This is a genomic window from Peribacillus sp. Bi96 (assembly GCF_918698115.1).
Lineage (GTDB): Bacteria > Bacillota > Bacilli > Bacillales > DSM-1321 > Peribacillus.
In genome coordinates, this window is the sequence record NZ_CAKKLV010000048.1 from 1 (window position 1) to 14,314 (window position 14,314).

General features: G+C 39.5%; 10 protein-coding genes and 1 pseudogene. 2 read left to right on the plus strand and 9 right to left on the minus strand.

Going from position 1 to position 14,314, the window contains the following annotated elements; translation table 11 throughout:
• From LQ203_RS26650 to LQ203_RS26660, 3 genes are all read right to left on the minus strand, one after another.
• Positions 1-251 (minus strand): transposase (locus LQ203_RS26650; RefSeq protein WP_230155323.1); only part of this gene is annotated, 251 nt, incomplete at its 3' end.
• Positions 252-659: 408 nt separating this feature from the next.
• The gene (locus LQ203_RS26655; RefSeq protein WP_230162866.1) at positions 660-1,541 is read right to left on the minus strand and encodes an EamA family transporter; all 882 of its coding nucleotides are present in this window, start codon (positions 1,539-1,541) and stop codon (positions 660-662) included.
• Positions 1,528-2,448, minus strand: coding sequence for a DMT family transporter (locus tag LQ203_RS26660; RefSeq protein WP_230162868.1), 921 nt, complete (start codon positions 2,446-2,448; stop codon positions 1,528-1,530). The genes LQ203_RS26655 and LQ203_RS26660 overlap by 14 nt, the downstream gene beginning before the upstream one ends.
• Positions 2,449-2,564: 116 nt before the next feature.
• Between LQ203_RS26660 and LQ203_RS26665 the strand changes: the two genes are divergently transcribed.
• Positions 2,565-3,905 carry a PLP-dependent aminotransferase family protein gene (locus LQ203_RS26665; RefSeq protein WP_230162870.1) on the plus strand — a complete coding sequence of 447 codons (1,341 nt, stop codon included), beginning with the start codon at positions 2,565-2,567 and terminating at the stop codon, positions 3,903-3,905.
• Positions 3,906-4,340: 435 nt separating this feature from the next.
• Here the strand turns inward: LQ203_RS26665 and LQ203_RS26670 are convergent, their stop codons facing one another.
• The 5 genes from LQ203_RS26670 to LQ203_RS26690 form a co-directional block, all read right to left on the minus strand.
• The gene (locus tag LQ203_RS26670; protein ID WP_230162878.1) at positions 4,341-5,879 is read right to left on the minus strand and encodes a glycoside hydrolase family 32 protein; all 1,539 of its coding nucleotides are present in this window, start codon (positions 5,877-5,879) and stop codon (positions 4,341-4,343) included.
• Between the two features lie 103 nt (positions 5,880-5,982).
• Complete coding sequence (locus LQ203_RS26675) at positions 5,983-7,446, minus strand: glycoside hydrolase family 68 protein (RefSeq protein ID WP_230162872.1); 1,464 nt, start codon at positions 7,444-7,446, stop codon at positions 5,983-5,985.
• A gap of 145 nt (positions 7,447-7,591) precedes the next feature.
• Positions 7,592-8,866, minus strand: coding sequence for an ABC transporter substrate-binding protein (locus LQ203_RS26680; protein ID WP_230162874.1), 1,275 nt, complete (start codon positions 8,864-8,866; stop codon positions 7,592-7,594).
• Positions 8,866-10,032, minus strand: a complete 1,167-nt coding sequence (locus tag LQ203_RS26685) for a response regulator (protein WP_230162240.1) — start codon at positions 10,030-10,032, stop codon at positions 8,866-8,868. The genes LQ203_RS26680 and LQ203_RS26685 overlap by 1 nt, the downstream gene beginning before the upstream one ends.
• Before the next feature lie 5 nt (positions 10,033-10,037).
• Positions 10,038-11,843: a histidine kinase gene (locus tag LQ203_RS26690; protein ID WP_230162876.1), complete on the minus strand. Its 1,806-nt coding sequence runs from the start codon at positions 11,841-11,843 to the stop codon at positions 10,038-10,040.
• 335 nt (positions 11,844-12,178) lie between these two features.
• Between LQ203_RS26690 and LQ203_RS26695 the strand changes: the two are divergent.
• Positions 12,179-12,333, plus strand: a pseudogene (locus tag LQ203_RS26695) (amino acid permease); the annotation flags it as partial.
• A 553-nt stretch (positions 12,334-12,886) separates the two neighbouring features.
• Here LQ203_RS26695 and LQ203_RS26700 read toward each other — a convergent pair.
• A complete protein-coding gene (locus LQ203_RS26700; protein ID WP_201225667.1) occupies positions 12,887-13,855 on the minus strand; it encodes a hypothetical protein in 969 nt (322 codons plus the stop codon).
• Positions 13,856-14,314: the final 459 nt, after the last annotated feature.

Genomic DNA, 14,314 nt, shown 5'->3' on the forward strand with positions numbered 1-14,314 from the left:
TGTACAGCGGTCTCGTTGATTGATGCCCCATATTCGTTCATATATTTAAGTACCTCTAGTTTAAAGGGCAGAGTGTAATTTGTATAGGATGAAGCAAGTCCTTCCATCCCATGTTTTAGATAGCGAGCGACCCATCTTTTCAGAGGGGATAAACCTACATTTCTTTCTTGTGCAATGGATTTATAGGATTTTTTCCCTTCTAAGTACTCTAAAACTGCATGTAATTTTTCGTCTATCGTATATTTAGTCAAAAAAACTGCACCTCCAATTGTTAGATGTTGTCTAACAATTGGGGTGCAGTTCAATCACAGCTCTCTAAAGAACTAATTCACCCGTTAGCCATCCATGAATCGCAAAGAATGAAAATGATTAGGAAGTGTCAATACTAATACTGACCTTAATCCAGTCAACCCTAATCCATAGACTAATTAATTAACGCTCTCCTCTTTTTTTAAACGATTGAGCAGGGTCTATTTTTCATTTTTAAAGAAACTTATTTTTATGGTAGTTCTATAAAAAAAGCGATTCTTATTAAAGAATTGCGCCCGATTGTTGAATTACCTAAATTAAAATATTTAAGATTATTTTCTGTTCCGATTAACTTTATTCTAGAGATTTTTTATAGAACAAAAGCTCATTATACACAAGGGTATTCTCTATTAATTGTTCTTCCTAACCCATTTTCTAGAAATATCAGGATTCGAAAATAAAAGTGCTATAAGAATGATTAATATGCCAATCTTATGCCGCAAAAATAATGCATCTTTTAAAATAATATAGCCTAAAATTACACCAATAACCGGGTTAATATAGTTGCTAAAAGAGGCAAATAATGCTCCCTCTTCTTGAATTAAGAGATTATACAGCATATAGACAATTCCTGCATGGAATATACCTAAAATGGTAATATATATTACTTGTGAATGATTGATATCGATTTGTAATGGCTTTTCAGAAAGGAATGACATTGGCAATAAGACAATACTTGCAATCCATAAAACATTTCTAATATGGACCACCGGAGAACCATCTTCTAATTTTTCCATTAGAATTAAAGACAATGCAAAACTTATAGCAGCAAGAATGAGCAACACATTACCCAATATATTACCTGAAACGTTCATAATTCCTTGCGTTGGCCACGATAAGATCACAATTCCTAAAAATCCCAATACTATGCTGACTATTTCAAATTTGCTTGCTTTCTTTTTGAAGAGCAATACGAAAAATACTAATGTGAAGATTGGGACCATTGCGATTAGCATAGATGCAATACTGCTCGATACGTACTTTTGGCCTTGTGCAATAAGAATAAACGGCAAGACTACTTCAAAAAGTGCAATCCAAAAATATTTTTTAGTATTGGTTGTGTAGTTTTTCTTTGATTGGAACAGACTAATCACCGATAAACAAATTGCACCAATCAGTGCTTTCAAAGCAGACAACGAAATGGAACCTACATCATTCGTTACTAATTCCACGAAGAAAAATTGAGATCCCCAAATGAGGCTTATGATTAGCAAGAGACTATATTTTTTCATTTGATTTGCCCCTTGCACCAAAATAGTTTGTACCAACAACGCCGATGATAATGATAATTGACCCTGCTATGTGGTATAAATGAAATTCCTCTTTTAAAAAAATGACCCCTGCTAAAATGGTAATGAGCGTAGCAAAATTACTGAAAACACTCATTTTCGATGCGTCTATTTTTGATAATGCATAGTTGGAAAGATAGGACGTTCCTAAAGACGATAGGATACCTAAATATAAAATGGCAAGAACAAAATCCCAGTGTCCAAAAGGTTGCATAAATTGATCCACTGTTCCATTCATTATATGGTTTGTCAGTGCCAGTCCATTAAAAGCTATAAACCCAAACAAGGTCATGATATATGTGATAGTGAATAACGAATAGCGTTGTGTTAACTTTCTGGCAAATACGTTGTATAGTGAGGAGGTAAGTGCTGAAAGTAAAATTAAACCAGCCCCGAAGAGACTTGTATTTGTGCCCCCTGCCCCGTTCATGTACATAATATACATCACACCGAGTACAGATAAACCAATAGCTATTTTTTGACTGCGTGTAGATGTTTCCTTTAATATGATACTTGCAAAAATCAACGTAAAAATTGGTATAGTTGCTTGAATAATACCAGCTTCCGATGAAGATGTATGCACTAACCCAAATACTTGAAAAGCAAAAAAGAGTGTCGGATATAAGATGGCTAACAAGGCAATCTGCTGTACATCTTTTTTCGTTACCTTGATCGATTCTTTTTTTAACACGAACAACACTGTGGCAGCGATCCATGCAATGGTAAACCGATGAGCCAATGTATCTAACGGTGTTGCAACCGTTAATGTCACTTTAACAAACATAAATGACAATCCGATAATGATTGCATAGATGGTTGCTGAGATATATGCATTTCTATTTTCACTCATTTCGATTACCCCCTTATATTGATCCGGCCGGTACCATTATCGTAAGAGATAATAATAACTTTTACGATATAAAAAATACACATCTGTACCGATACAGATGTGCAAGGAGGTTTATGATGCTTAAATATGAAACAATCTATCAATCACTCCTGATGCAAATTCAGTCTGGTGAATTTTCGACCGGTGCAAAATTACCATCCATTCGAAATTTATCACAACAATATGCTTGCAGTAATAGCACGATATTGACCACTTTAAAAAAATTGGAGGAGCAACATATTATTTATGCCCTACCGAAAAGTGGTTATTATGTTGTGGATAATCACGTCTTCAAAACCCCATTGTCCACTGACATAATTGACTTTGAAAGCGCATCTCCTACTTGGCATGCATTTCCTTATAAAGAATTTCAACACTGCATAAACAAAGCAATTGATACCTATCAAGAAGAATTATTTCGCTACGGTACGCCAAAAGGTTGGCCGCCACTCATAGCAGAAGCTAAAAAACTGTTAGAATCTTACCAAGTATTCACGCATAGCGAACAGATTTTCATCACTACAGGTGTTCAACAGGCTCTTTCTTTAGTAAGTATGATGCCCTTTCCGAATAATCGTTCCACCATTCTAGTTGAACAACCTAGCTATCATTTATATATGGATCTGCTGAAAACCTTACAGCTGCCTGCAATAGGAATTCAACGTACCGAGAAAGGTATTGATTTAGGTCGACTTGAACAAATATTTCATGAAGAAGATATTAAATTCTTTTATACAATGCCCCGCTTCCATAATCCTTTAGGATCTTCATACGGTAAAAAAGAAAAAGAGGCTATTTTACAATTAGCAGACCAATATAATGTATACATTTTAGAAGATGATTATTTAGCAGATTTTGAATACAATCCGAAGAACGACCCTCTTTTTGCTGATAATCACCACGATAAAGTCATCTATTTAAAAAGTTTTTCAAAAATTATGTTTCCTGGGTTAAGAGTTGGATTGGCGGTTCTCCCTCCTTCAATTATTGATATTTTTCAAAAATACAAAATGACAACGGATATCGACAGCTCTATGATTTCACAAGCCGCATTATATCTCTATTTGAAAAATGGGATGTTTGAACATAATAAAACCAAAGTCAGTAATATCTATCATACTCGTGCGAAAATTCTGCATCAATCAATACAAGATCATTTATCTACGTACGAATCATCATCAGAAATTGTAATGCATAGTCATATTGTGCTGCCCAAGCGTGTGAATTTGAAATCATTTGTTTATCATTTGCATGAAGAAGGAATATATCTGGATTCAGTTGAAAGAAATTATTTAGATGACTTTTACCACGAACGGATTTTGAAGTTGAATGTTTCAAATGTTGGCGCCCATCGAATTGAAGAGGGAATCAGGAAAATTGCAAGTGCATTAAAAAATCCTCAAAACTACTTTTTATAAATTCTTTCATCAAGGTAAAACTATCCTTGTTCCAAAGCATAAAGGGTGAGGGATATTAAACATGACTAATATCCCTCACCCTTTTACTCTTGTCTAATACATTCATCTTTATATTTTGTCTCACGGCTCCTATAGTATTCCTTCTTCGAAATCAGATTTATTTTATCATCGTCTGATAGATTTTCACATTAAAAAAATCCACTTACATTCGTATATTATTCTAAATTCTCACTCTATTAAATGGCCCAATTGTTGAATAGAGGTCAAAGAGCACTCTTCAACTATCCTCCCTCAATAAACTAAACACAATCTCACGATTGCTCTAGAATTCAAATGTTGGTGGTACGCCTTTTAGTAAATGTTCGTATTTGAAGAGTCATTTCTTATAAAAGAATGTATGTGTACACATATGAAAGGTATCTGCCAAGATGAGGTTCAATTAATCGAATCAAAATGTGTAACCTTCACATTCTTAAAGATCGCTTTGCCGCCCTCGGAGAAGAGAGTAATTCCTTTATCTTCAGCATGAGGGAATATTAAGTTTGAATAAGCAGCCTGTCCATCATCCACAAAAACTTCAATACTCGTTTTATCGACGAGAATCTTTAAATGAACCTTCTTCTTACTGGCATCAAATGGTGCAGTACTTTCAACGAACTGATTCGTTTCGTCAGGTTGATCTGTGAATGCTCGATTGACATAAGAGTAATTTTCTTTTGCAGAAATGCCTACGTCAACGTGGCGTTTTTGATCATCTGACTCCCTGAGCCTTAATCCTGCTTTCTTAAAATCCGACCATGAGAGATCTGCCTCTATTTGATAGGCATCTACTTTAACATCAAGTGTTTCCGAGCCATCCACTTCGATTTTATCAAAAGAATTCGTTGAGCTTGTCAATTCTTTTAATGCTTCTGAAGGCTGTGAAGAAAGATAATACTTGTTCTCGCCTTCACGCTTTAGTTCAATTTGACGGACGATCGAATCCATTCCGTTAAACCCTTCTTTTAATGTCGGCGTATTGTCGGCGTAGGCCCAGTTATTCATCCAAGCGAGGGCATAGCGTTTGTCTAATTTGTCACTTGCCTTGCCATCTTCAAACGTTACTCCGCCATACCAATCGAAACCGTAGTCTAGCCATTGCGGTTCATTGTTATCTGGAAGAAATTCTGTTCCATTAAACGTTCCTGTCCAGTATGCATAGGTGTTTGGTTTCCCTGCTGCTTTTCCGTTTGCACTGACGCCCAGCACCCACTTAACTGTCCCGTCATCAGCGCGGATCTGGTAAAGGTCAGGGCACTCTAAAACTCCAATGTTCTCAGTGAAAAAGCTACTCGTATAGCGCCAATCTTTCAGGTTATCAGACTCATAAAAACCTATTTTCGATCCTTCGGCCATGGTCATGATCCATTTTTGATTCGTGTTATCCCAGATGATTTTTGGATCTCTAAAATCCTTCGTTCCTGGATTTTTCATAATAGGCTCGTCACTGTAAGAGGTAAACGTATTTCCTTTGTCCGTACTGTACCATAGAAATTGTTCTTGTTTCTGGCCATCCTTAGAGGGTTGTGTTGCGATCGCCACAAAAGCGTCTTTCCCAAACCCAGCTGTATTTTCCTTGTCTACAACTACTGACCCTGTCCATGGATCCCCATTTTGATTCGTATATTTTGGAATGGCAATTCCTTCATCCTTCCAGTGAACCAAATCTTTAGAGGTGGCATGTCGCCATTCTGTGCCGTTGCCATCCGGGTAATCTCCATTATAGAGGTAAAAATAATGATAATTTCCTTCATAGTAAACGGGCTTCTGTGGATCGTTTTTCCAATGATCAGGAGAAGTAAAATGGTAGGCAGCCCGGTATGAGTACTTTTCTACCTTATCTGGCGGATTAGCTTCTTTTGTTTTATAAAATGAATGAATCAAAATTCCTGTGCTAATAACCATCCATAATCCAAGAATGAATAATCCAACCATCTTATATTTCTTTTTGTTCACTTAAACTCACCACTTTTCTTTTAAAAATAGAAAAAAGAAAATGCCAAGTTTCCTGACATTTTCTTTTTCTTTTCACTGGTAACTACTTAACCGTAATCTGGCCTTGTTCAAGAATACTGTCTTTTACTACCGATGTTTTTTTCCCTTTAATGTTAAGCTGGAAGCTTGGGGCAAAGGTGGATTTATTGTCTTCAAAATAACCTCTGTTTGTCATGTAGCTAGTCACTACAACATTATCACTGCCAGCCTGCGGGATTGCATAGTGAGCATAGTTCCAAGTGATGTCATATGGATCTAGATCCTGATGCAGGACGATGCCCGTTTTATTTAATGGTTTATATGGGCCAGTTAAGGAATTAGACGTGTAGCCTAACATGTAAATATCTTGATTATCGATTCCATCAATGGTCATTTTTGATCCTCTTGAACTTGTGAATAAATACCACTTGCCGTCCTTTTTAAAGATGTTTGGACGTTCGATTTCATCTGTGACCGTATTTGAAACAATCAATGGCTTCATTTCTTTTTTCAATGAATAATCGTCGTTTATTTCAATAATTCCAATTGCACCGTTTGCAAGTTCAGCTAACTCTTTTTTAGGGCTTTGCATAAGTTTGCTTTTTTCATCCTGGAAGAATTTATTGCTGTTGCCATAGTAAGCTCTATTGTATAGCGATTCCTCGCCTTGGTAGCCATATTCTGTACCCGTATTTGCTTCAAATACAAGGTATTTGCGGCCGTTGTCTTCTACATAGTGAGGGTCTCTGAAGGTATGATTATCAGCGGAATTTCCGTCCTCTACAAATTTATCTACAGTTTGATAGTACTTGCTGTCTTTGCCTTCATAGATGGATTTGTAATCCTCAACACCATCCACTTTTAATGTTTCAGAATCTGGCTCTGAAAGGTTTACTTGAGCGGTCGTTAAGGTTTGTTTCCCATAATTTCCTGACTCAGGTGTATACGGTTCACGGTTTGTATAGAATAAGCGAACTTCCCCGTCCTCAGTGAAGGTTGCAGAACCTGACCACTCTTCGGCTTGCTCTTTTAGGTAAGGATCATTTGGAACGTTTTTATCATTGTCATCAAATACTCTTCCAGCATTCTTCCAAGCATCAAGGGAATCGTCGCCCACTTTTTTGTAGAACATGTAGATGAACGTATCACTCGCGTTTTTAGGATCGCCTGCTAATCCAAAAACGATATGATATCCTTTGTATTCTGCAACAGTTCCATCAGCGTTTTGCAATGGCCATGTATCCCACACATCTAAATCAATGGTTTCGCCTGATTCCGTTACTTTTTTGGCAGAAGGGATGTTTTTAATTGTGGATTCGTCAAACTTAGGAATGGTATATCTAGTATCACCGTGCTGATTAATCATATCTTTCATAGCTGAACGAGTGATTTGTGAAGTATCGTACGTTTCTTTGTAATCTGCCGGATCCTTTGGTGCTGCAAATGATTGGGTAACAGTACCGCTTAATAGAATGCCAGTACTGAGTATTACTGCTGTTGCCTGTGTGGCAAGCCTGCTAAAGTTCATAAGTCTTCCTCCTGGTTTTATGTATTTGCTAGTACAGTAGAATTATAGGCGATTCCTGAAAAGAGAGGTATGCCACATATTGATTGGAATTTAGTCGTATATTGATATCGCAATTGTGGAAGGCAAAAAAAGCCCCGGCAAGAGGCTATTCCTTCGAAAACCTCTCCCAGGACTTTTGATATTCATTGAGCAGCTGATTGCGGTTCAGCTGTTTCCCGACATAGAGCTGAGTCGCGGCGCCGAATTCTTCTCTAATTCCAACAGGGAAGTGAAACCAGTTAGATGGGACGGTGTTCCCATCTTTGTAATTTCGAAGAGTTTCTTCTGCGAGCGGCCCTATATCATCAGTTTTAATGTTCTTAAACGCAGGAATGAATTTGAATTCTTCCGTCATGAACCGTTTTCCTTGTTCTGACGACACCATCCAATTTAAAAACTTTTTGGCTTCTTTTTTCTTTTCAGGAATGGACTGTTTATTTACGGCCCAATAATTTGGAACGCTGACGACAAGGGCTTCCTTTATAGGTCGGTCATTAATCGGAATCGGCATAAAACCGATGTTCATGTCAGGCGCAGCTTGATCGATCATCGGCTGAATCCAGTTGCCTTGCTGAATGATGGCTGCTTTTTCGGAGGTAAACAGATTCACTTCCATTGTATAGTCCGTTGTCAGCGGATTATCGTTTCCGTACTTTATGGTGAGATCCAGCAGGGCAAGGAGATCCTTAAATGTTTGATTGGTACTGATTTTTTCCGTTCCGTTATTTAAATTTCTTATAAAAGCATCAGTATCCTTCTGCTGGGCAAAAGCAACATTCATCAGATGGTCGCCCAATTTCCAATCTTCATAGTAGCCTGTTGCAAAGGGAGTAATGCCTGCATTCTGCAGCTTTTCGGTAGCTGCTGTCAGTTCAGAAAGAGTGGCGGGCTGTTCAGTAATGCCGGCATGTTTAAATAAATCCTTATTATAGATAAAGCCATACCCTTCAAGGTTAACCGGCATTCCGTAAATTTTCCCGTCCAATGTGACCGGCGTCAGGGATTCTTTGTATGCTTGATTAATCCAGGGCTCCCCTGTGAGATCCTCCAGATAGTTCCGCCACAGCTTGGCATTTTCATAGCCGCTGTTTGTAAAGATATCCGGACCAGTGCCGGTCGCCATTTCGGCTTTTAGGTCGGCGAGGTCATCCATTGCGCCTCCAACAGTATGTACCCTGATATTGACGTGGGGATTTTCCCGTTCATAAGCACGCGTCATTTCTTCAAATTGAGTGGAGATTTCCACTTTCGGATTCCTTAAATCCAGCGTGATTTTTCGCTCTGTCTTTTCCGTTTTTTCTGGTGGGGCTTCGTCCTGACATGCAGAAAGAGGCAGGCTGACGGCTCCGATTAACAAAAGGGATAAAAGCCTGTTTTTCATCATGTCACCCCTTTAGATTCATGTTGATCGTTCCTGTTCCTGAACTCAAAAGGCGTCATGCCGACGACCTTTTTAAATAGCTTTGAAAAGTAGATTTCATCTTGATAGCCAAGCATGGTCGAGATGGAGTAAATGCTTTTGTCTGTTTCTTTCAGCCACGATTTTGCCTGGCTGATTCTAAGCTCCGTGATGTATTTGGACAGGGTCATTCCGGTTTCTTGCTTATACTTTCTTGAGATATGCTCGCGGCTTAAAAAGAAGACATTCGACAGCTTTTCCAGACTCAAATCCTCCATATAATACATGTCAACATAGGAAACCATGTCTTCCATGCGGCGGGCGGCATCTATTTCATCCAGACGGTGGATGGATCGGAAGTTTTGTTCCTCTAGCTTTTTCTGCAGAGCCTGAAACGAGGTCCTGATATCCGATAAAGTTTCGACCTGCTCTTCAGTTACAAGCCTTACAGGGATATCGAACTCCTGGCTGATCCATTCCTCAACGGAGAGCCATTGATCGCGAATGGTGATAACAAGGCAGAGGTTAAGATCCGTCTGCAGGGAAAACGCATTTCCTAATTTGCGGTCCGTAAGCTCATCTGAAAGCTTTTGGATATAGAGATCCGGATTGTGCATCTGGTAAAAGGAGAGCAGTGTCAGCTTATAGCCCTCCGATTCAGGAAGAAACTCGGCAAGGCTGATTGAGTCTGAACGGTCCCCCAGACATATCGCAGTGGCTAACTGGTTTCTCCGCAGTTTTTTCACATCTTCCAGCACTTCAGCATGTTCAAAATCATCCTTCCAGGCTTGTACCGATTTTTCCAGTGTATGATTGAACGCTTCATACTCAATCGGCTTCAGCAGGTAATCAAAGCTGCTGTGCTGAATGGCTTTGCGCATATAGGAATAATCGTTATATCCAGTAATGAAAATAACTTTCCCCGGATAGGAAATGGAATCCAGCCACTCAATCAGTTCGATTCCGCCCATACCGGGCATTTTCACGTCTGTAAAGATAATCTCCGGGCGTTCTTTCTCAATCAGTGATTTTGCCTCATGGCCATTTTTGGCTTCCAATAGCTTGGTGATGCCGTATGTTTCCCACTGGCCTAAATGGCGTATGACGTCCCGCACATTGAATTCATCATCGACAATCAGTGCTTTCACCGTGGTCATCTCCTTTCCTGAAGTAAGTCTTTATCATTCCCAAGGACGGTCTTTATCGGGATTCTCATGCAGACGGAAAAACCCTGTCCGTCATTCGAATCTACTTTCATTTCTGCACTTGGTCCATACTCCAGAAGCAGCCTGTCACGAATATTCTTCAGGCCTATATGTTCATGCGAATAAGTCCCTTCGTAAGGGGGTGTATAGATATGTTCCCGCAGAGTCTGAAGCTCTTCTTCCGTCAGACCCGGACCATCATTCTCTACAGTAAAGCACAGATCGTTTCCTTGTTTTTCCCCGTCAATGGACAAATGAGCGTTGCTGTAACCTTCCTCATACGTGTGTTTAAAGAAATTCTCTGCTAGGGGCTGCAGAATCATACTTGGAATAGTCATGTCCAAAATGGACTCATCGATATTGACCGAGTAACTTATATTTTCACCAAAACGCTCTGTTTGAAGGGAGAGGTACGCTTTTGTATACTCAGCTTCATCCCGAACCCGTACCCATTGATCTGCCTTCATTGAGTAGCGCATCATTTTGGACAGCGAAGTCAGCAATTGATAGACCTTTGGTGCATTCGACCTGAGGGCAACAGCGCCGATGGATTGTAAAGCGTTAAACAGAAAATGAGGATTGATCTGTGATTTTAACGCCCTGAACTGGTTCTTCCTGTTTTCAATTTCAAGCTTATATTCACGGTCAATGTGGGAATTAATCCGGTTCATCATGTCCTTCATGTGTGACTCCAAATGGCCAATTTCATCGCTTTTGGTATCATCAAAAGGAACATTCATATTTCCGCCTTCAATGGAGCGGACTTTGCTGCTCAGCCTCGTAATGGGACGGGTAATCCTATTTGAGATAATGCCTATCATCAGCAAACCCAGTATTCCTACGCCGATGCCGACAAGGATATTGGTATAGGCGGTTTTCCTGACATCTTCATATAACGCCTGACTCGACATGATCTTAATCAATTCCCAGCCGTTCAGTGACCCTGATAACTCCTTTGATAAGAGAATATCGTCATCATGCCGGCTCCTATTCCCATTAAGACGCTGCTTTTCATCGGCAGGAAGAGGTTTTCCAATCAGGGCACGATCATTTGCATACATGACGCGATCTGCTGAATCAATAAGCAAAACAGAAGATGCTTCTCCCTGGACAAGGTTATTGCAAATGCGGGCATACTCGCCCAAATCAATGTCGATTGTAATCATCCCAAGAAACTTTTTAGAAAGAACGTCTGTAATTTTGTGGTGAAAAGTCATCACCATCGTTTTGTCCGATTTTGGAACAATGGCTGCATTATTGTAATTCTCAAGAGGGTGGGGCGGCTCAATCAAATATTGTGAGTCAGATGTATACAGCTGTTTGATCGGGTCCTGTTTCAGAAAATTCGGCTGATACCTGTGTGTGCTGATCACTGCATTATAGACTGTAAATGACTCATTGTTTTTAGCAATATAGAAACGGATTTGCCGGAATTCGTTTCTCATTAGATAAAAGGTCTCGAGACTCTTTTCCATGGTCATGGGGCTGAAATAAATGGAGTCTTCAAAGCCGTTATTAAAAATCCGAAACAGATCAGGGTTGCGGTACAAAAAAATATATGGATAATCAATCATGTCGTCAAAATACTGCTCCAGTTCATCCGCATTCTTCTGAAGCTGCTCCTGGCTGTTTTCAAGTTCATACTTCTCCACACTGTTTTTTGTATAAGTGTAGATGAAAAAAACGGACAGGAAATAGGGCAGAACGATGAAAATCAGCAGCATGATCAATAAGCGGCTTTGTATGCTTTTCACAGGAGGCACCCCCTTTCGCAGAAGGCTCTTTTTTTAGTCTGATCTTATCTTCTCACTTTAGCATCCTAAAACTATATCAAATCAAAAAACCAAGTCAATCATGCATAAGTAGGATTCATGTAAGGGCATGTATCCTTATATTTCGCAGTTCGGGCTTATATTATGTTCCAATCTGCGCTGCGCCAGAGATTTGAAGATGATAAGGCAAACAAAAAAGCTGAAGACATCTTCAACTTTTACAATAATATGTACTTTTTCTCCTACTGCAGAGTTCATTTTTATTATATATATTCTAACGAGATCTATGGTTCAAGATAAACTTGCATTTATTGATTAATCAAAAGGAAAGCCCGTTCGTGACCGCAATGTCTAGCTATAACTAGGCATATTTCCCAATGTTTTTAATGGAGCAATCATCATCGCAGGCTTTTCAACTTTGACAGTTTCACTTTTTTCAGTTACCAATTTACTTGTGACATTAGCTAAAGACGATGCGATATGCTTGTTATCACCAAAACCACCACAATTTAGATGGAGTGGTGGTTTTGGTTAATTCCGGAATAAGTGCATAGAAAATTTATAAATAAATGAAAAGCAATTAGAGCTTATTTTCACTGGGGATTAGTAGGTTCTGAGTACAAGATCTCCTCTTGCTAAAGTTTGATAATATTCGATAGGTCTTTCGAATAAATCTTAAGTGGTGCCTTCAATTGAAAGGCAAGGGTTTTCATTTCCTATTTTGAGCAATTTACTTTCATTCGGATCCAACAAAGACATTCGCATATATTGTTTATAAACAATGCTTCCTTACACAACAGTCATTTGGTTTAATTTTCTTATTTATTCTTATAGATGGAAGCATTGAATTTACTTGAGGTCCTCCAAGCATTCTAATACACTTAAATTAAAAAATGAATCAGGAAATTAAGCAGCATTACCTGATCCATTATTTCTTATATGATAATGTATAAAAAGGCCCTCAAATTGGGGGCTTTTCATTTAATTTATTTTCTTTTTATAAATATAATTCAATATTAGGAACATTAATTACTTCTAGAACTGCGCATTGCTCTCCGGCGGTCGTGCAGTACCATCAGGATAATTATTCCCATCATCACTCCCAAGACGCTACCTAACTCGGTGGTTAGTACATATGCAAGTGGGTACTCTAGAGCAGGTTGTGCATCGGGGCGAGTGGCGGACAAGCGGTTAAAGAGGTTATAAGAGAACAGCATTCCCGACGAGATCCATGCTGCTGCCATAGGAGGGAAGAACCTCTTCGACCCGCGGCGGGTGGTCAGTACCAACAAACCCCACGCCCCCGCGAAGGCCCACACACCGGTACTCAACGACAATAGGTGCCACCATAAATCGCGGTTATCCAACATAGCTGGGTTGATGCCAATAGTTCCACCAATCGCCCAGAATAGCTTAATAAATCCAAGCAGGATACAGCCAACCGCGACAAGCCTAGCCAAGGTGATATGCAGTTTCTGGCTGTTGCCCGGGAGTAATTCAATGTCGATTGGATCAGTAAATGCCTCAGGCCAACGCGCTTTAGCGTATCCAGCTAAGGCGAAAGGTAGGCAGATGCCGACTCCAACCAGTGAGACCATTACGAAAATCTGCTCATATACCCAAACGTTGGCAGCTCCTGCCTGCTGATCGCGTATCATAGCAGCAGGACCAAGCACAGGTGCCAGCAACAGCATAGGAATAAGTAAACCAGTACCTACCCAGACGGGCAAGGCAACCAACCAGGCGGGCAGTCGCTCACCCCATGTCATGCTAAACGCCAATGCTAACAGGATACCAACTGCAGCTAGAACCATTGTTACTGCGTTTGCAGTGCGCCAACTTGGGTCGCCCATTTGTTCGGTCGGCATGAAGAGACCGAAAGTCCAGGCGATTTTGATTAACAGATAAGGCATTACCGCTATAGCGGCACCATAACCCCAAAATCTACGTTTCTTCATCAAATGTGAAATTGGCTGCTTTTTCATTAATGTCATGAGGTCACCTCGGCCGCCAGACCAGTGCGTTCGTAAATCTCTACCTCTACAATGAACAGAGCGCTTCCAATTAAACTCTCATTTTTATTTCTATTTATAACTATAAATAAACACCCCTTAAGAATTATAATTTAAACTGTTTTAGTTTTAATGAATCATAGGACTATTCACGAAGATAATCATTTCCCCCATTACTCTCACCATCAATACCCTAAAAACTGCTCTGCTCGCTTTGGTTTTAACATAATATTCCAATTTAAAATCCCTTATTCTAAAAAATTGACACAAGAAGATCGTCTTCATTGACGACCTTCTTGTGTCAATTCTTCTTGAACTCCCTCAGTTTAATACGATTTTCTCACAAATACTCGCTTATTCGCAGGATTTCATCACCATTGAATTTAAGTTCACGGTTAATTGGAGTGATTTCAGGACATGAAGATTTCGTGAAGGCATAGT

What these genes read in the sequence shown, in the direction of transcription:
- LQ203_RS26670 (WP_230162878.1), bottom strand. Translation starts at nt 5,879, where the DNA reads ATGGTTGGATTATTCATTCTTGGATTATGGATGGTTATTAGCACAGGA.
- LQ203_RS26675 (WP_230162872.1), bottom strand. Translation starts at nt 7,446, where the DNA reads ATGAACTTTAGCAGGCTTGCCACACAGGCAACAGCAGTAATACTCAGT.
- LQ203_RS26665 (WP_230162870.1), top strand. Translation starts at nt 2,565, where the DNA reads ATGCTTAAATATGAAACAATCTATCAATCACTCCTGATGCAAATTCAG.
- LQ203_RS26655 (WP_230162866.1), bottom strand. Translation starts at nt 1,541, where the DNA reads ATGAAAAAATATAGTCTCTTGCTAATCATAAGCCTCATTTGGGGATCT.
- LQ203_RS26660 (WP_230162868.1), bottom strand. Translation starts at nt 2,448, where the DNA reads ATGAGTGAAAATAGAAATGCATATATCTCAGCAACCATCTATGCAATC.
- LQ203_RS26700 (WP_201225667.1), bottom strand. Translation starts at nt 13,855, where the DNA reads ATGACATTAATGAAAAAGCAGCCAATTTCACATTTGATGAAGAAACGT.
- LQ203_RS26680 (WP_230162874.1), bottom strand. Translation starts at nt 8,866, where the DNA reads ATGAAAAACAGGCTTTTATCCCTTTTGTTAATCGGAGCCGTCAGCCTG.